This window comes from Bartonella sp. CR127HXZ, assembly GCF_042194555.1.
GTDB classification, from domain to species: Bacteria; Pseudomonadota; Alphaproteobacteria; order Rhizobiales; family Rhizobiaceae; genus Bartonella; species Bartonella grahamii.
This window is the reverse complement of the sequence record NZ_JBHIMZ010000003.1, coordinates 87,774-105,238: the sequence shown is the minus strand read 5'-3', so window position 1 is coordinate 105,238 and position 17,465 is coordinate 87,774. Positions and strand designations below refer to the sequence as shown.

The 17,465-nt window shown below is 39.5% G+C and carries 14 protein-coding genes; 3 read left to right on the top strand and 11 right to left on the bottom strand.

Features of this window, described 5'->3' with window-relative positions; genetic code table 11:
* Together coaA and ACFIKY_RS03025 are read right to left on the bottom strand one after the other, a co-directional pair.
* On the bottom strand, nt 1-999 hold the full coding sequence (gene coaA / locus ACFIKY_RS03030) for a type I pantothenate kinase (protein ID WP_012754619.1): 999 nt from the start codon (nt 997-999) through the stop codon (nt 1-3).
* Between the two features lie 121 nt (nt 1,000-1,120).
* On the bottom strand, nt 1,121-2,110 hold the full coding sequence (locus tag ACFIKY_RS03025; protein WP_012754620.1) for an asparaginase: 990 nt from the start codon (nt 2,108-2,110) through the stop codon (nt 1,121-1,123).
* Between the two features lie 220 nt (nt 2,111-2,330).
* Here ACFIKY_RS03025 and hslV point away from each other — a divergent pair, with 220 nt between their 5' ends.
* Complete coding sequence (gene hslV / locus ACFIKY_RS03020) at nt 2,331-2,912, top strand: ATP-dependent protease subunit HslV (protein ID WP_012754621.1); 582 nt, start codon at nt 2,331-2,333, stop codon at nt 2,910-2,912.
* A complete protein-coding gene (gene hslU, locus ACFIKY_RS03015) occupies nt 2,913-4,223 on the top strand; it encodes an ATP-dependent protease ATPase subunit HslU (protein ID WP_012754622.1) in 1,311 nt (436 codons plus the stop codon).
* Nucleotides 4,224-4,241: 18 nt separating this feature from the next.
* On the opposite strand, the gene ACFIKY_RS03010 is transcribed toward hslU, so the two are convergent.
* The 3 genes from ACFIKY_RS03010 to rpsO all read right to left on the bottom strand — a co-directional run bounded on the left by ACFIKY_RS03010 (nt 4,242) and on the right by rpsO (nt 8,026).
* Nucleotides 4,242-5,237, bottom strand: a complete 996-nt coding sequence (locus ACFIKY_RS03010) for a class I SAM-dependent methyltransferase (RefSeq protein ID WP_375635995.1) — start codon at nt 5,235-5,237, stop codon at nt 4,242-4,244.
* Between the two features lie 72 nt (nt 5,238-5,309).
* Nucleotides 5,310-7,505 (bottom strand): polyribonucleotide nucleotidyltransferase, encoded by a 2,196-nt coding sequence (gene pnp / locus ACFIKY_RS03005; RefSeq protein ID WP_375635994.1) that lies wholly within the window; start codon nt 7,503-7,505, stop codon nt 5,310-5,312.
* A 251-nt stretch (nt 7,506-7,756) separates the two neighbouring features.
* A complete protein-coding gene (gene rpsO, locus ACFIKY_RS03000) occupies nt 7,757-8,026 on the bottom strand; it encodes a 30S ribosomal protein S15 (protein WP_005774142.1) in 270 nt (89 codons plus the stop codon).
* A 314-nt stretch (nt 8,027-8,340) separates the two neighbouring features.
* Between rpsO and ACFIKY_RS02995 the strand changes: the two genes are divergently transcribed.
* The gene (locus tag ACFIKY_RS02995) at nt 8,341-9,969 is read left to right on the top strand and encodes an MFS transporter (protein ID WP_375635993.1); all 1,629 of its coding nucleotides are present in this window, start codon (nt 8,341-8,343) and stop codon (nt 9,967-9,969) included.
* 468 nt (nt 9,970-10,437) lie between these two features.
* On the opposite strand, the gene truB is transcribed toward ACFIKY_RS02995, so the two are convergent.
* The 6 genes from truB to rimP form a co-directional block, all read right to left on the bottom strand.
* A complete protein-coding gene (truB, locus tag ACFIKY_RS02990; RefSeq protein ID WP_375635992.1) occupies nt 10,438-11,400 on the bottom strand; it encodes a tRNA pseudouridine(55) synthase TruB in 963 nt (320 codons plus the stop codon).
* Between the two features lie 4 nt (nt 11,401-11,404).
* The gene (gene rbfA / locus ACFIKY_RS02985) at nt 11,405-11,812 is read right to left on the bottom strand and encodes a 30S ribosome-binding factor RbfA (protein WP_375635991.1); all 408 of its coding nucleotides are present in this window, start codon (nt 11,810-11,812) and stop codon (nt 11,405-11,407) included.
* 122 nt (nt 11,813-11,934) lie between these two features.
* A complete protein-coding gene (infB, locus tag ACFIKY_RS02980) occupies nt 11,935-14,454 on the bottom strand; it encodes a translation initiation factor IF-2 (protein ID WP_375661393.1) in 2,520 nt (839 codons plus the stop codon).
* Nucleotides 14,451-15,086, bottom strand: a complete 636-nt coding sequence (locus ACFIKY_RS02975; protein WP_375661392.1) for an RNA-binding protein — start codon at nt 15,084-15,086, stop codon at nt 14,451-14,453. Before ACFIKY_RS02975 ends, infB begins: the two co-directional genes overlap by 4 nt.
* Nucleotides 15,087-16,718 carry a transcription termination factor NusA gene (gene nusA / locus ACFIKY_RS02970; protein ID WP_375625637.1) on the bottom strand — a complete coding sequence of 544 codons (1,632 nt, stop codon included), beginning with the start codon at nt 16,716-16,718 and terminating at the stop codon, nt 15,087-15,089. It lies immediately after the preceding gene.
* 47 nt (nt 16,719-16,765) lie between these two features.
* On the bottom strand, nt 16,766-17,416 hold the full coding sequence (gene rimP / locus ACFIKY_RS02965) for a ribosome maturation factor RimP (protein WP_375652677.1): 651 nt from the start codon (nt 17,414-17,416) through the stop codon (nt 16,766-16,768).
* Nucleotides 17,417-17,465: the final 49 nt, after the last annotated feature.

Here is a 17,465-nt window from a genome sequence, read left to right as displayed (position 1 = left end):
TTATAGTCGTCTAAGTGCGACATACTCGACCAAATGATTTTTTCCTTTTCGTAGAATGAGATTGGATCGTGGTCGTGTTGGCAATATATTTTCTTGTAAATTTTTTAAATTAATTGTTTGCCAAAGATCCTCAGCGATTTTTGAGGCTTCTTTTTCACTGAGCAGGGCATAACGATGAAAATAGGATTCAGGATTTTGAAAAGCTGTTTTACGCAAACGTTTAAAGCGCTCTAAATACCAGTGACGAATGACTTCTGTTTCGGCATCGACATAGATTGAAAAATCAAAAAAATCTGATACGAAAGGAATAGCTTTTCCATCTTTAGGAAGATCACTGACCTGTAATACATTAATACCTTCAACAATTAAAATATCAGGACGGTCAATGGTAATTGTCTGATTTTCTAGAACATCATAAGTCATATGTGAGTAAAGCGGGGCACGGACATTTCCGATACCTGCTTTTATAGCCGAAAGAAAGCACAGCAATTTTTTAATGTCATAGGAATCAGGAAATCCTTTACGATTCATACGATTTTTTTGCTGTAAGATTGCATTAGGATAGAGAAAACCATCCGTTGTGATCAGATCAACTTTAAGACTAGATGTCCATCGTTTCAACAGTTCTTGAAGAATGCGAGCCGTGGTTGATTTTCCTACTGCTACAGAACCAGCAATTCCAATAATAAAGGGCGTTTTTCTACTCTCTTCTTGATGGAGAAACTGCTGACGTTTGTGAAAAAGTTCCTGTACTGCTTCAACATGGCATGATAACAAACGCGATAAAGAAAGATAAATGCGTTGGACTTCTTTAAGATCGATAGGATCATCAATAGAGCGCAAACGCTTAATTTCATCAAAAGTCAAAGTAAGAGGTGTGTCTGCACGAAACTCTGACCATTCTTGTGCAGTAAAAACACGATAGGGTGAATATCGGTCAGAAACGCATTTGACCAGATTATCTTCCTGATTAATTTTTTGTATAATCGTATCAATCATTTGTATTGGTCGAGAATTTTTTGCCGCAGCAATCGATTAAAATTGGACAGATGAGCGGCTTGATTTTCAAATAAATTTTGTTTTGCATGCTCTCTTCTTTAAGATAATAGATCATTTTTCATTAACTTATAGTCCAGTCATTCCAGTTTGCACGGATTTGTGCTAATGAGTGCCCTTGCGCTAAAAAAGCCCATAAAAGTAGACGCGCTTTTACGGCTGATAAATAACCAGACATGAGAGCACCAGAAGCAATCATATCGATTTCTGAGCCTTTATAGCCATAAGTTATACGAGTTGTTGAGCCATTACAACAACGACTAGCAATAATGATTGGTATTTTTTGTGCATATTGTTGTACAAGGTCTGCTTCTTGAAAACTACAGTGTCCTGCACCAAAACCAGCAATAACAACTCCAGCATAATACCCACTTTCAAGGCATAGCTTCATTAATTGTGCATCAGATGATAAAGAGGAATAGAGGAGTGCAATTTGATGATCGTGGTTTTGGGGAAGATCAAACGTCGTCGGAAAAAGCTTTTGATCATTGAAATAAATAAGTTTTCCCTCTAAAATAGTTCCTAAAATACCTGCAAGACCTGATTGAAATGTTTCGACTTTGACGGTATGGCTTTTATAGAGCCAATAAGGTGAATGAATTGTATCATTTATGACAACAAGAACGCCCCTGTTACGACTTTGTGGGGCTGCTGCGACACGAGTGGCTGCTAAAATATTGGCGGGGCCGTCTGCGCCTGCTTCATGAGGCATGCGCATAGCGCCGGTTATGATGAGTGGTTCAGCTTCCTTCCAATAAAGAGAAAGAAAAAAAGCTGTTTCTTCCAGAGTATCAGTCCCTTGTGTTAAAACAATACCTTCTGCACCAGCATTTATTTGTTGTTTTGCCCACTCGATTATTTCAAAAAGAATTTGAAACGATAAAGATCCACTTGGTATTTGCATTAATGTTTGTGCATGAATATCAGCAACGTTATTTAAATCAGGAACACTTTTTATGAGGTTATCTGAAGTTAAAGTCGGTTGCATGTGACCAAAACGATCAGCAGTCATTGCAATTGTTCCACCTAAGGTCCCTATGGCTATTTTTTTCATAATTTTCCTCTAAAAGGCACAAACTGTTTATATAAAGCTATTTAGCAGTAATTTACATTGACAACAATGATATCATTTTTCCATTTTCAACAAATTGAGTTATGCTGAATCATTGTGTTTTGCTGTATATGTTCTTAAATAGGACAATAGTAGTTGAGTTTTACATTGTATGAAAAGAAATCAATATTAAAAAGTAAAGTTAATATTAAGGAGTCTCCTTATGACAGAACATAAGCCAGACATAATGTATGGTACAACAATTATTACGGTACGAAAAGGTGGAAAAGTCGTGATGGCCGGTGATGGTCAGGTCTCTCTTGGGCAGACAATTATGAAAGGTAATGCACGTAAAGTGCGTCGTCTTGGAAAGAACGGAGTGGTTATTGCTGGTTTTGCAGGTGCTACGGCAGATGCTTTCACATTACTGGAAAGATTGGAAACAAAGCTTGAGCAATATCCTGATCAGCTTATGCGTGCATGTGTAGAACTTGCAAAAGATTGGCGAACAGACCGCTATTTGCGTCGTCTCGAAGCAATGATGCTCGTGGCTGATAAGAAAGTAACTTTGGCTCTAACAGGGCTTGGTGATGTTTTAGAACCAGAAGATGGGGTTATGGCAATTGGCTCTGGAGGAAATTTTGCTCTTTCAGCAGCGCGTGCACTCATGGACTTGGATTTGGATGCAGAAACTATTGCTCGTAAAGCTATGGCTATTGCCGCTAAAATTTGTGTTTACACCAATGATCATTTTACGATTGAAACATTGGATGCAGAATTATCTTCTTTAGAGAAAGCTATTTAAATGTGTGTTGTATTTTCCCCTCGTGAGACTGTTTCTGAACTTGATCGTTTTATTATTGGCCAAAATGATGCCAAACGCTCTGTAGCTATCGCACTGCGCAATCGGTGGCGTAGACAACAGCTTGATGAGCCGATGCGTGAAGAAGTTATGCCAAAAAATATTTTAATGATAGGGCCAACAGGTGTTGGTAAAACTGGTATTGCACGTCGATTAGCAAAACTTTCTGGAGCACCCTTTGTTAAAGTAGAAGCGACTAAATTTACTGAAGTTGGTTATGTGGGACGTGATGTTGAGCAAATTATTCGAGATCTTGTTGAAATTGCCATTTCTCTTGTGCGTGAAAAGAAACGGGATGAAATAAAAGAAAAGGCTCACGTGAATGCTGAAGAGCGCGTTTTAGACGCCCTTGTTGGTAAAACAGCCAGTCCCGCTACCCGTGATAGTTTTCGCAAAAAATTGCGTGAAGGTGAATTGGATGAGAAAGAGATTGAAATTGAAGTCGCCGATAATAATAGCAATAGTGCTTCAACCTTTGATATTCCTGGTATGCCTGGGGCACAAATGGGTATTATGAATTTATCAGATATTTTGGGCAAAATGGGTAGTCGTACAAAAGTTCGTAAGACGACAGTAAGGGATGCTTTTAAGCCGCTTATTGATGATGAATCTGAAAAACTCCTTGATCAGGATCAAATTATTCAAGAAGCGCTTCGTGTTGCTGAAAATGACGGGATTGTTTTTATTGACGAGATTGATAAAATTGCAACTAGGGATGGTGGAGCCAGTGCTGCCGTTTCGCGTGAGGGCGTTCAACGTGATCTTTTGCCTTTGGTTGAAGGAACAACGGTTAGTACAAAATATGGGCAAATCAAAACAGATCATATTCTTTTTATTGCCTCAGGTGCATTTCATGTTTCTAAGCCATCTGATTTATTACCGGAACTTCAAGGACGTTTGCCCATTCGTGTGGAGCTAAACCCTTTAACAAGAGAAGATTTACGGCGTATTCTAACGGAACCAGAAGCTAGTTTGATTAAACAATATATTGCTCTTATGGCAACAGAAGAGGTTCATTTGGAAATTACCGATGATGCAATTGATGCTTTAGCAGATATTGCTGTAGATTTAAATGCAAGGATTGAAAATATAGGGGCACGTCGTTTGCAAACAGTGATGGAGCGCGTTTTGGATGAAATTTCTTTCACGGCACCTGATAAAGCTGGAACATCCTTTACAATTGATGCCGCTTATGTGAGAAAATCTATTGGCGAGCTTGCTGCTGATATCGATCTTTCACGTTTTATTCTTTAGAGTTATCGCTTTTTTTCTTTATCTGCGCGCTTCGATAATTTTGAAACCATGGGCTTGTTCATGTATCAACACTGTGCGGAAAATATTTTTTAATAATGTTTCATAAGGCAGGTGGCGGTTTGCAACAAAAAGCAGGCTGCCGCTTGGTTTTAGGCACTTTGCAGCATTTATAATAAAATTTTTTCCTAATGAAATATCTGTCGTTTGTTGCGTGTGAAACGGTGGGTTTGAAATGATTGTGTCATACAGATTTGTGATAGGTTCATGCACAAGGTCGTGCCAATAAAAATGAATTGAAAAAGGAGCTGTTATGGATTTAAGGTGCTGTTTTGCCGCTCTCAAAGCGTTGTAGTCTGCTTCATAAAGGTCGAGAGCCGTGAGTTTTTCACTTCTTTCAAGCGCAACGTGAGAAAGATAGCCCCATCCAGCACCAAAATCAGCCGTTTTTCCAGAAATAACTTTGGGCATATAAGAAGCAAGTGCAGCGGATCCTGGATCAATACGTCCGTGTGAGAACATACCAGAAGTGGTTTGAAATTTACCAAAAGTGAGCGGTGGTGAGCGCAATTGTGCAATGTTATGTCTCTCAATTTGTTGAGGAACTTGCAACCAAAATACAAGACCGTGATTTTTAGACAATTTGTTGGTGATGGGAACAATTGTTTTGACCCACTTCATCATTGAAGCAGCACCAGCAGTTTTATTCCCACTGATTACAATCCATCCATTGGGTTTAACGCATTCTAATAAATCAAGAAAACAATTTTGGTTAAAACCACGATATTTGCTCAAATGTAAAAATGCACCATCATAGCTGAAGGTTTTATCTATTTGAGGAGAGCAGTGAAATTGAGTATCGACAAATTTTAAAAAATCTGGTCGCCAAGGCGTAATAACTTTTAAATTCTGTGCCCATTCTGGAGCTGGGATTTCTGTTAAACCGAAACTTAACCAACATTGGTTTGGATTAGGATACGGGAGTTCATGATTTTCAAAAGGCAAAAATAATAACACATATGACTCTTTCAAAGAAAAATGCCACTCCAATGTTGGGATGGCATTTCATGATACGATAAGAGGAAAAACTTACTCTTCTTTTTTCTTGCGGCGGTGCTTATTTTCAGGTTGTTTTTTTTCATCCACGCACTTTTCTTCATTCATCACTTTATCACCGGTGATTTCCTTTCCGGTTTTTTGATCAACAACCTTCATTGATAACCGAACTTTTCCACGCTCATCAAAGCCCATTAATTTAACCCAAACTTTGTCACCTTCCTTCACAATATCGGTTGTTTTGGTGACGCGTTCTGATGCAAGCTGAGAGATATGAACGAGTCCATCACGAGAACCAAAGAAGTTTATAAATGCACCAAATTCTGCAGTTTTTACAACTGTTCCTTGGTAGATAGCACCAACTTCAGGCTCATCGACAATAGAATGGATCCAGCGTTTTGCTGCTTCAATGGTTTTAGCATCAGCAGAAGCAATTTTAATGGTACCATCATCTTCAATATTAATTTTTGCTCCAGTTTGTTCCACGATTTCCCGAATAACTTTACCACCAGAGCCGATAACATCACGGATTTTATCGACAGAAATATTCATAACTTCGATTCGTGGAGAAAATTCACTCAGCTCAGCACGTGCACTGGTTAAAGCTTTTGCCATCTCATTGAGGATATGGATTCGTCCACCTTTGGCTTGTTCAAGCGCGATTTTCATAATCTCTTCGGTAATACCATCAATTTTGATATCCATTTGCAAGGCAGTAATACCATTTTCTGTTCCTGCGACTTTAAAGTCCATATCTCCAAGATGATCTTCATCCCCTAAAATATCAGATAGAACAGCAAAGCGTTCTCCTTCTTTAATCAAGCCCATAGCAATACCAGCAACAGGGCGTGCTAAAGGAACGCCGGCATCCATGAGAGCAAGTGAGGTCCCACAAACCGTTGCCATAGAAGAAGATCCATTGGATTCAGTGATTTCTGAGACAGCACGAATAGTATAAGGAAAAGATTCTTTCGTTGGCAACATGGGGTGAATTGCTCGCCATGCCAATTTGCCATGTCCAATTTCACGACGACCAGGAGAACCAAGGCGTCCCGTTTCACCCACTGAAAATGGTGGGAAATTGTAATGGAGAAGGAATGTTTCCTTATACATTCCCGTTAAGGAATCAACATATTGTTCATCTTCACCAGTTCCTAGTGTTGCAACGACAATAGCTTGTGTTTCTCCGCGGGTAAAGAGTGCTGATCCATGTGTGCGGGGTAAAATACTTACTTCTGATTGGATAGGGCGCACGGTAGAAAGATTGCGTCCATCAATCCGCTTTTGGGTATCAAGAATATTCCCGCGAACAATCTTTGCTTGCAACTGTTTAAATACGGTTGCAATTTGATCTGCACTAAACTTACAGTCTTCTTCTGTTTCGGGCATAAATTTATTGAGGATTTCTGTCTTTAGTGCATCAATTGCAGCATAACGTTCTTGCTTATCAGTAATTGTGTAAGCCTTTCGTATATCCTGTTCTGCCATTTTCTGCATTGCTTTTTCAAGTTCAGAAAGATCTTCAGGAACAAAATCACGAGGATCTTTTGCAGCAACTTCAGCAAGCTTTATAATGGCATCAAGGACAGGTTGAAGGCCTTTGTGACCAAACATCACAGCACCCAACATGATATCTTCCGGTAATTCTTGTGCTTCTGATTCAACCATCAAAACAGCACTTTCTGTTCCAGCAACAACAAGATCAAGTTTTGATTCAGGCATTTCATCGATATGAGGGTTGAGAACATATTGTCCATTACAATAGCCAACGCGGGCACCAGCTATAGGCCCTATGAAAGGAACACCTGACAGGGTCAATGCAGCAGAAGATGCAATCATCGCAAGGATATCGGGATTATTTTCGAGATCATGCTGTATAACGGAAACAATCACTTGCGTATCATTTTTATATCCCTCAACGAAAAGGGGACGAATTGGGCGATCAATCAAACGTGAAACCAAAGTTTCATTTTCACTTGGTCGACTTTCACGTTTTAAATAGCCCCCAGGTATTCTACCAACAGCATAGGATTTTTCTTGATAATTAACAGTGAGTGGAAAAAAATCCTGGTCTGGTTTTGGACTTTTGGCTGATACAACGGTTGCTAAGACAATAGTTTCTCCATAGGTAGCAATCACTGCACCATCAGCTTGACGTGCTATTTTCCCTGTTTCAAGGGTGAGAGGACGCCCAGCCCATTCAATTTCTATCTTGTGCGTTTTGAACATTTTTTATCCTTAATGACCAGTGTTTAAATCTTTGATTGCTCACATTCTGGTTTTGCGTAGCATATTTCCAAGCTCTGGGGTGGACAACATACTTTTTATCTTTGTTACGAGAAGAGAGAAGTAAACTGCCTTAAATGCAAAATGATGAGCAGTCCTATCCCATAATAACTTGTCAGTTTTTAAATTTTTTAATTAAAAGCAATACGTTGAAAAAATGGGCGGTTTTTTTTAACACCACCACCATTTTTCTTTTAGCGACGCAAACCTAACTTCTTGATAAGTGTCTGATAACGATTTTGGTCAACTCCTTTAAGATAATCAAGAAGGCGCCGGCGTTGAGACACCATCTTCAAAAGACCACGACGAGAATGATTATCCTTTTTGTGAGATTTAAAGTGGTTTGTTAAATTAGAAATACGTTCAGAAAGTACAGCAATCTGTACTTCCGGTGATCCTGTATCACCAACTTTATTTGCGTATTCTGCGACAAGAGCTTGTTTACGTTCAGCTGTAATCGACATCGTATTATCCTTTCCAAAAACGAAGAAACATAAAGTCACCCATAGCCGAGATGTCGTTCAGCAAGGGTCTGTGAGGAAACAAGAAGAGTCGAAGACTCTTACCTATTTTCGTCCTTATATAGGAAAGAAGGTTAAAATACTAGTCCTTGACAGCATTTTGAAGTCTTTCTTTAAATAAAAGCTTTTGTTTTGAAATATTGATTTAAATAGAGTTTTATGAGAAGTTTTTTTAAGAATTATGCATCCTTTTGATACAAAGATTATGAGCGTGTGTGTGCTAACAAAGATGATAAATACCGATTTGGAGGAAAAAGATGCAGAGCATTTCAACATTAAAACTTTTTCGTAATTCGGTATTTCGAAATTTATGGTCATCTACTCTTATTTCTAATTTAGGGGGGCTGATACAGGCTGTTGGAGCAGGGTGGTTAATGGCGTTGATCAGTTCTTCGCATTCCATGGTGGGGCTTGTTCAAAGTGCCACAACATTACCACTTGTTATGTTTTCTTTGATGGCAGGGGCATTAGCGGATAATTTTAATCGGCGTCAAATTATGTTGTGTGCGCAGATTATGATGATGGTCATATCCATGAGTTTATCTGTTTTAGCCTATATGGGATTTCTAACACCTTGGCTTTTGTTATGTTTTACGTTTTTGATTGGATGTGGTACAGCTTTTTATAATCCTTCTTGGCAAGCAACGATAGGAGATATTGTGAGCAGGGAAAATATTCCTGCTGCTGTTAGTTTGAATAGTGTAGGCTTTAATTTGATGCGGAGTGTTGGTCCTGCTATTGGCGGTGCCATCATTGCAACTTTGGGGGCATCTGCTGCTTTTTTGTTTAATGCTATAAGCTATATTCCTCTTATCGGTGCGTTATTTTTCTGGAAGTCGAATTATAAAAAAAACTCATTGCCACGAGAAAGGCTGTTAGGAGCTGTCTCAGATGGTTTGCGTTATGTTGCGATGTCACCTAATCTCCTGAGTATTATGGTTCGAGCGTTCCTTTTTGGTATAGGAGCTATTTCTATTTTAGCACTTTTGCCAATTGTTGCGCATAAAGTTCTTGGAGGAAGTGCCCTTCTTTATGGTACATTGCTCGGTTGTTTTGGGTTAGGAGCCATGATAGCAGGTATTATTAATGCAGTTGTACGGCATCATTTTCGTTCAGAAACAATTATTGCAAGTGCATTTATTGGTTTCGCCTTTTCTTGCTTTTTATTGGGAATCAGCCGTTCACTAATTATAAGCCATATCGCTTTATTTCCTGCAGGTTTATGTTGGGTTTTGGCATTATCATTGTTTAATACATCTGTACAACTCTCTACACCACGCTGGGTTGTTGCACGTTCTTTAGCACTTTATCAAACGGCGTCTTATGGGGGGATGGCTATTGGAAGTGCAATCTGGGGAGGCTTAGCTGATGGTTATTCTCCAACAATTGCTTTGAGTATCTGTTCTCTATTCTTGATTTTTGGTGCTCTTGCGGGGGTAAAATTTAGAATTCAAGAAATTCCTCAGATAGATTTAAATCCTCTTGATCATTTTAGAGAGCCGGAACTATTACTCGACCTCAAAGCAAGAAGTGGTCCGATCATGATAATGATTGATTATCAAATTCATGAAAATGATCTCGAAGAGTTTCTCAAAGTGATGACGCGTCGACGCCATATCCGGTTACGTGATGGTGCGCGTCAGTGGGTCCTTTTACGAGATCTTGAAAGACCTGAATATTGGACAGAGGCTTATCATATGCCAACATGGGTGGATTATTTACGCCATAATCATCGTCGTACAAAAGCGGATGCAGAAGTCAATAAGCGTTTGCGTCATTTAAATTGTGCTCCTAACGGCATAAGAGTGCATCGTATGATTGAACGCCAAACAATACCCCAAGCCAATGAGATGCTTTTAAAAGCCTCCTCTGATCATCTCCCTTAGGGTTAAAACAGTTTTTGTAAAATATTAAATACGTTAGTTAATATTATTTCGATCGATTTGTTAGCATAATCATAACAAAAAATTGCTGTTTAAATGGTTAATAAATTGATTTATAATGATTATTTGTCGTTTTTCATGTTGAGTGATAGTCCTAAAAATCTTAAGCTTTTCTCGTTTCAAATCTATTTAGAGTAAATCAGTCCAAATCTTCGCTTGCACATTACAAATGAGGGTTAAAGTGTGAGTAAAAAACGATTGAATAAGAAATAAAAAGCCTCTTATGAATCCTTTCAAACGCAAGGATTGTTGCGACATTAAGAGGAAAAAGTGTGTGGTGGTGTTAGTTTATAGCACTGACTTAAATTTTGATATGAATACGGTAAATATAGACAATGGAAAGTACCATATTTTTCTTAATTGATAGAGAAAAATATCTTTCCGCAAAAGGTAGGTGAGGAAAAGAATCGATTAAATTGTGAAAATCCGCTTCGGTTTAAATAAACTTTTGTCGAGGGTGCCAATGGCAAGAAGTTGTTCTTTGTAGAGGACAAAAATCTCATCTTCGTCAAGAGGTACTTTGTGATGACTTAAGAGGATAGAATGCCCCTTTATAATTCTCTGTGCTTGAGTTTCATTAAGGATATAGTGAGGGAGGCAATCCAATGCAGCGCTTGTTTCAATTAAGAGCTCATCGAGTGTTGTGAAGTTTTTTTCAAAAGAACGATTATTTTCATCTGTAGTGTTTTTATTTGGCGGAACGGCCGCTTTTAGTTCGTCCCATGTAATGAGATCTTCTTCATCAAAAGGTGCGACGGAAATACGCCTTAAATCAGCAATATGCCCATAGCAACCTAGATCACGTCCCATATCGCGTGCTAAAGAGCGCACATAAGTTCCTTTTCCGCAGGTTATTTCAAAGACAGAGTGCTTTTTAGTAGGCATTTCTAATAATTTGAAAGTTTCTATTTCCACTTCACGGGGCGGAATTTCAACAACTTCCCCTTCACGCGCTAAATCATAGGCACGATTTCCGGCAATTTTTATTGCTGAAAATTGCGGAGGCGTTTGCAAAATAATACCTGTATATTGAGGAAGAAGAGCAAGTATTTCTTCTTGTGTTGGACGTTTGAGAGAAGTTTTCGTTATTTCGCCCTCTAGATCATCTGTTGAACGCTCTTCTCCCCAAGCGATATGAAAACGGTAAGTTTTTTTGCCTTGCATCACGTAAGGGACGGTTTTGGTTGCTTCGCCCAATGCAATGGGAAGAAGACCAGAAGCAAGAGGATCAAGTGTTCCTGCATGTCCTGCCTTTTGTGCATGAAAGAGCCATTTGATTTGTGAGACAGCTTCTGTTGATTTCATTCCTTTTGGTTTATCAAATATGACCCAGCCAGAAACAGGACGCCCTTTTTTTTTGTGTTGCCGTGCCATATCTTTAATCCTCATCTTTATCACTATGGTGAAGATCGCGTGCAACCTCAGGCGAGCGAAGGAGAGCATCAATTTTTGAAAAATTATCAAAACTATTATCAAGTCGGAAACGCAGTTCAGGCATATATTTCATTTGTCGCAACGCATGACTGATTTCTCCACGGAGAAAACGACTATGTTTATTGAGGGTATCAACAACATCGGTATGAGAAGCATTTTTAAGAGTGCTGAGAGGTGATACAAAGCAAGTAGCAATTTTTAAATCTGGTGACATACGTACTTCAGAGACAGAAATAACAATATCTTTCAAGATATCATCAAGCAAAATATCACGCTGTAATATATGCGCTATTGCATGACGTACTTGCTCTGCTACTCTAAGTTGCCGTTGTGATGGCCTTGCATTTTTCATCAAAGTTTTATCCTTGCTACAAGATCTCTTTTTTTGACCATTTAGATAAGGGAAAAGAGATATTGTGTATAAAACCTAATAACTTTCTTCATTTTACAACAGAGTAAAGTTATTGGATTATTTTATAATGTGCGATTAATATGTTCGATACGGAAGATCTCAATGATGTCTCCTGCGCGCATGTCTTCATAATTTTCAAAGGCTATTCCACATTCTTGACCACTTTGCACTTCATTGACTTCATCCTTAAAGCGCTTGAGTGTTTTCAGCTTTCCTTCGTGAATAACGATATTATCGCGGATAAGGCGAACACCGGCTCCTCGTTCTATTTTACCTTCTGTAACACGACATCCTGCAACTTTTCCAATTTTTGTAATGTTAAAGACTTCTAGAATTTCAGCATTACCAAGGAAAGTTTCACGCTGTTCTGGTGAGAGTAATCCAGACATGGCAGCCTTGATATCGTCAACAAGATCATAAATGATGTTGTAATAACGAATTTCAATTCCTTGTGTTTTAGCAAAATCACGTGCTTGCTTATTGGCTCGAACATTAAAACCAATTACAGCAGAGTTAGAAGCTTCCGCAAGAGAAATATCACTTTCGGTAATTCCTCCAGCACCAGAATGTACAATACGCGCACGAACCTCATCATTTCCGAGTTTTTCCAATGCTGAAGCGATTGCTTCAATTGATCCTTGCACATCCCCTTTTATAATAAGAGAAAATTCCTTAACACCAGTCGTTTGCAATTTTGTCATCATCTGCTCAAGAGAACCACGCGAACCAGTTTGCCGCGCAACAGCTTTATCACGTGCTAATCGTTGACGGTATTCAGAAATTTCACGCGCTTTTGCTTCATGTGTGACAACAGCAAAACGGTCTCCGGCTTGTGGCGTTCCTTGCATGCCTAAAATTTCAATCGGTGTAGAGGGAACGGCTTCTTTGACATGGCGGCCATGGTCATCAATCAAAGCACGCACACGACCCCATTCATTTCCGGCAACTATAATATCAGAAGGGTGTAATGTACCTTTTTGAACAAGAACTGTTGCAACAGATCCACGTCCGCGATCCAATTTGGCTTCAATGATAACGCCCTCTGCAGTTCGTTGAGAATCTGCTTTCAGATCAAGCATTTCAGCTTGAAGAAGGATAGCTTCGAGAAGTTTATCAAGATTTTGACCAGTTTTAGCAGAAACTTCAACGTCCAAAGTTTCTCCGCCCATAGTTTCAACAAACACTTCATGTTGTAAAAGTTCTGTACGCACTTTTTGTGCATTCGCAGCTGGTTTATCAATTTTGTTGATAGCAACAATGATAGGTACACCAGCGGCTTTCGCATGATTGATTGATTCAATCGTTTGGGGCATAACACTATCATCAGCGGCTACAACGAGAACAGCAATATCGGTAACACGAGCTCCACGTGCGCGCATAGCCGTAAATGCAGCATGTCCTGGTGTATCAATAAAGGTAATTTTTTGACCGTTTTGTTCTACTTGATAGGCACCAATATGCTGCGTAATACCTCCCGCTTCGCCAGAAACAACATTTGCTTTACGAATAGCATCCAAAAGAGAAGTTTTTCCGTGGTCAACATGGCCCATAATGGTTACAACAGGAGGGCGCTGCTGCATGTTTCGAGGATTATCTGTTATATTAAAGATACCTTCCTCTACGTCAGATTCTAAAACACGTTTAACAGTATGGCCAAATTCAACAGCGATGAGTTCGGCAACATCTGCATCAATAACATCGCCAGGTTTCATCATTTGTCCTTGTTTCATCAAGAATTTAATCACATCAACAGAACGCTCAGTCATACGTTGTGCGAGCTCTTGAATGGTAATCGTTTCAGGAAGAACAACTTCGCGAGAAATTTTTTCTCTTGGTTCTTGATTTTGTGCACGCTTAAACTTTTCCTGTCTACGCCGCATTGCAGCCATTGAGCGTCCACGTGCGCTTCCTTCTTCGTCCAGTGCACTATTCAGAGTTAGCTTTCCGCGTCGCCGCTCATCAGCTCCTTTGACAACTTTTGGTACACGTATTTCTGATTTAGCAGGATTAGCACGCCGACTATGCCGTTCTTCCTCTTTATTTTCATCTATTTTGCGTTTTTCAACTACAGTTGTGTTTTTAGGCGCAATAGGAATATCTGTCTGTTCAATGAGAGGAGGAACAGGTGGAGCCTGTACTGGCGATATTTCTTCTTCTTGTTGGAGATGTATTTCTTTTTCTTTAATTTCTTGCTGTAAAATTTCTTCACGCTCTTTAGCGCGTCTTGCTTCTTCTTCGGCTTGTTCTCGCGTTATTCTTTCTTGGATATGTGCTTCTTCTAATGCGCGAAGTCTCGCTTCCATTTCAGTCGATGAAAGATTGCTTTTGGTCACAGATTCTTGAGGCTTTTTTCCCTCAAAACGCGGCTTAGAGCGCTGGGGGGCCACATGTGGCTTTGTAATGGGCTGTGGGGTTTCAGCTTTTTCATCAGGTCGCGTAATTTTACGCCGTTTGGTTTCGACAACGACAGCCTTCGTACGGCCATGGCTAAAATTTTGTTTGACCGTGCTCGTTTCCAAGACAGACCGCTTGAGAGTTAGTGTCTTCTTGACTGTTGTTTTGTCGTTGTTATTTTCACTCATTGTATTTCCTTCACGGCTTGTGCCGTCATCTCACTAGGCTTACTATGCTTGTCGTCACGATAGCTGATCAATTTATATGTCGTTTTGAGAAATACCTCAGCAGCTTTTGTGTCCAATAAGGCCGCGTGCATTACAGGATTAGAGCCAAAAGCCACTCGCATTTCATCACTTGTAAATAAAGATATGGTTTTTATAGTCCGATTTGTTTGTTGTTGTATTGAATGGATGGCCTGTGCAATTTTTCGTTTCCCATCTTCCGTTGTTTCTTTAGCATGAAGTACAAGAATAACTTTACCAGAGCGGATAGCAGCATCAACCTTTGTTGCTCCCATAACAATTGCTCCCGCTTTTCGTGCCATGGAAAGGCTTGAAAGAGCGGCTTTTAGTAAAAGCGTATCAACAACATGCACAAGATTTTGTGCAACCTCAACATCTGTTTTAAAATTTCTATGAAAAGCTTTCTGTTTAATTGCTTTCTCAATAACAGCATGATGGGCAGAAATCCAAACGCCACGCCCTGGTAAATTCGCTTTAAGATCAGGAACAATTTGGTTATTGGGACCAATAACAAAACGGATCAGCGTTTGTGCTGAAGCATTTTTTCTAGTCACAATGCAAGTCCGTTCATTCATTTAAAGTGTATCCACATCCAAATCATCTGTTTTTTCATTTTCTGCAGAGTTTTCATCTTCTACAGGATTTTCTGTAACAAGATCAGCTTGGTCTATCCAGCCTGCTTGTACACGTGCGGCTAAAACCATAGCTTCTGCATCCGCGCGTGTAATGTCAAAAGGGGTTAAAATACCAGAAAAATTCTGTGTTTGACCTTCTTTGCGTTCTCTCCAACCAGCTAAATCATCAACGGCATATCCAGCAAAGTCTTCTATTGTTTTTACACCATCCTCACCTACAGCAACCAACATAGCACTTGTCATTCCAGGAAGTGTTCGCAATTCGTCAGAAACTCCGAGTTTTTTGCGTTTTTCATCAAGTTCTTTTTCTTGATGATCAAGATATTCGCGGGCACGACTTTGGATTTCAGCGGCGGTATCATGGTCAAAACCATCAATAGAAGCGATTTCTTCAAGATCAATATAGGCGATTTCTTCAATAGAAGAAAAACCCTCTGATGCCATAACCTGCCCGATCATTTCGTCAACCTCTAAGGCTTCCATAAACAATTTACTCCGTTCAGTAAATTCTTTTTGACGATTTTCAGATTCTTCCTTTTCCGTTAAAATATCAATGTTCCATCCTGTTAGTTGCGAAGCCAAGCGAACATTTTGTCCACGTCGTCCAATAGCAAGGCTAAGTTGATCATCTGGCACAATAACTTCAATCCGTTCAGCATCTTCATCAAGGATGATTTTAGAAACTTCAGCAGGTTGCAGTGCATTAACGACAAATGTTGCCGCATCAGGCGACCAAGGAATAATATCAATTTTTTCGCCTTGTAATTCAGCAACAACAGCTTGTACGCGACTTCCTCGCATTCCAACGCATGCTCCAACAGGATCAATGGAACCATCGCGTGAAACAACGGCGATTTTAGCCCGTGAACCTGGATCACGAGCAACAGATTTGATTTCTATAATACCATCATAAATTTCTGGCACTTCCATAGTGAAAAGTTTTACCATAAATTGGGGATGTGTGCGTGAAAGGAAAATTTGCGGACCACGCGTTTCACGGTGTACATCATTGACAAAAGCACGAATACGATCTCCATAGCGGAATGATTCACGAGGAATTAATTCATCACGGCGCACAATAGCTTCACCACGCCCGAGATCAACGATAACATTACCATATTCCACACGCTTAACTGTACCAGAAATAATTTCACCAACTTTATTTTTGAATTCTTCATATTGCTGATCACGTTCTGCGTCGCGTACTTTTTGTACAATAACCTGTTTAGCAGATTGTGCTGCGATACGTCCAAAATCCATAGGAGGTAAAAGATCAGCAAAAAAATCACCAATTTTTGCTTCTGCTTGATGTTTAAGAGCATCAGACAAAGTAATTTCCGTTGTGTAGTCTTCAACGACATCAACGATTTTAAGCAGGCGCTGTAATTTAATTTCACCTGTTTTAGAATTGATTTCAGCACGGATATTTGTTTCTTGACCATAACGAGAACGTGCTGCTTTTTGAATAGCATCAGCCATCGCAGAAATGACAATTTCACGGTCGATTGACTTTTCACGTGCAACAGCATCTGCAATTTGCAGAATCTCAAGCCTGTTAGCGCTTGTAGCCATCAATTTTCTCCTTCTTTGTGCCACACGATGGGTATTTCCCAGTGATATTATTTTTTGAAATTGAGCGTCTGTATAGAGTCGTTAGCTTTCTCTTCAGCAATGAATTGTTGACTTAACTCTTTATTTTTTTTCAATGCATCGCGAATAAGCTCATCGGTAAGCACTAAATGCGCATTTATGATATCACAAAAGGAAATAGGGGTATACATGGCTTCTCCATAAGCAGCTTTATCAGTGTTTAAAATAAATCCATCTTGCGTGATATTTGTAAATGTCCCGCGAAATTTTCGGCGTCCATCAATTGTTATTTTGGTTTCAATTTTTGCAAGATGCCCTTGCCAATGAAAAAAGTCAGATTTTCTTACCAATGGACGATCAATTCCAGGTGATGAGATTTCTAAATGATATTTGCGTTCAATAACATTTTGTACATCAAGGAGGGGGGAAACAGTTCGACTAACAGTTTCACAGTCTTCTACGGTCATAGAACCATCGGCACGTTCAACCATAATTTGAAGTGTTAAACCATTTTGACCAAGAAGTTTCACACGAACCAAACGAAAACCTAAAGGTTTAAGTAGTGGTATGACAAGAGCAGCAACCTGTGCTTCGATACCATCTTCTTCAAACAGGCGTGGTTCGTCAAGATTGCTTATTTTTTCAGCTTCGTTCATACATTTTATCCAAGTTGTTTTCATCAGTTTTATGATATTAAAAAAGAGCGGGTCCAACGGCCCACCCTTCATC

Excerpts from the sequence above, each read along its gene's own strand:
- coaA (WP_012754619.1), bottom strand. The coding sequence starts at position 999 with ATGATTGATACGATTATACAAAAAATTAATCAGGAAGATAATCTGGTC.
- ACFIKY_RS03025 (WP_012754620.1), bottom strand. The coding sequence starts at position 2,110 with ATGAAAAAAATAGCCATAGGGACCTTAGGTGGAACAATTGCAATGACT.
- hslV (WP_012754621.1), top strand. The coding sequence starts at position 2,331 with ATGACAGAACATAAGCCAGACATAATGTATGGTACAACAATTATTACG.
- hslU (WP_012754622.1), top strand. The coding sequence starts at position 2,913 with ATGTGTGTTGTATTTTCCCCTCGTGAGACTGTTTCTGAACTTGATCGT.
- pnp (WP_375635994.1), bottom strand. The coding sequence starts at position 7,505 with ATGTTCAAAACGCACAAGATAGAAATTGAATGGGCTGGGCGTCCTCTC.
- rpsO (WP_005774142.1), bottom strand. The coding sequence starts at position 8,026 with ATGTCGATTACAGCTGAACGTAAACAAGCTCTTGTCGCAGAATACGCA.
- ACFIKY_RS02995 (WP_375635993.1), top strand. The coding sequence starts at position 8,341 with ATGCAGAGCATTTCAACATTAAAACTTTTTCGTAATTCGGTATTTCGA.
- truB (WP_375635992.1), bottom strand. The coding sequence starts at position 11,400 with ATGGCACGGCAACACAAAAAAAAAGGGCGTCCTGTTTCTGGCTGGGTC.
- rbfA (WP_375635991.1), bottom strand. The coding sequence starts at position 11,812 with ATGAAAAATGCAAGGCCATCACAACGGCAACTTAGAGTAGCAGAGCAA.
- infB (WP_375661393.1), bottom strand. The coding sequence starts at position 14,454 with ATGAGTGAAAATAACAACGACAAAACAACAGTCAAGAAGACACTAACT.
- ACFIKY_RS02975 (WP_375661392.1), bottom strand. The coding sequence starts at position 15,086 with ATGAATGAACGGACTTGCATTGTGACTAGAAAAAATGCTTCAGCACAA.
- nusA (WP_375625637.1), bottom strand. The coding sequence starts at position 16,718 with ATGGCTACAAGCGCTAACAGGCTTGAGATTCTGCAAATTGCAGATGCT.
- rimP (WP_375652677.1), bottom strand. The coding sequence starts at position 17,416 with ATGAAAACAACTTGGATAAAATGTATGAACGAAGCTGAAAAAATAAGC.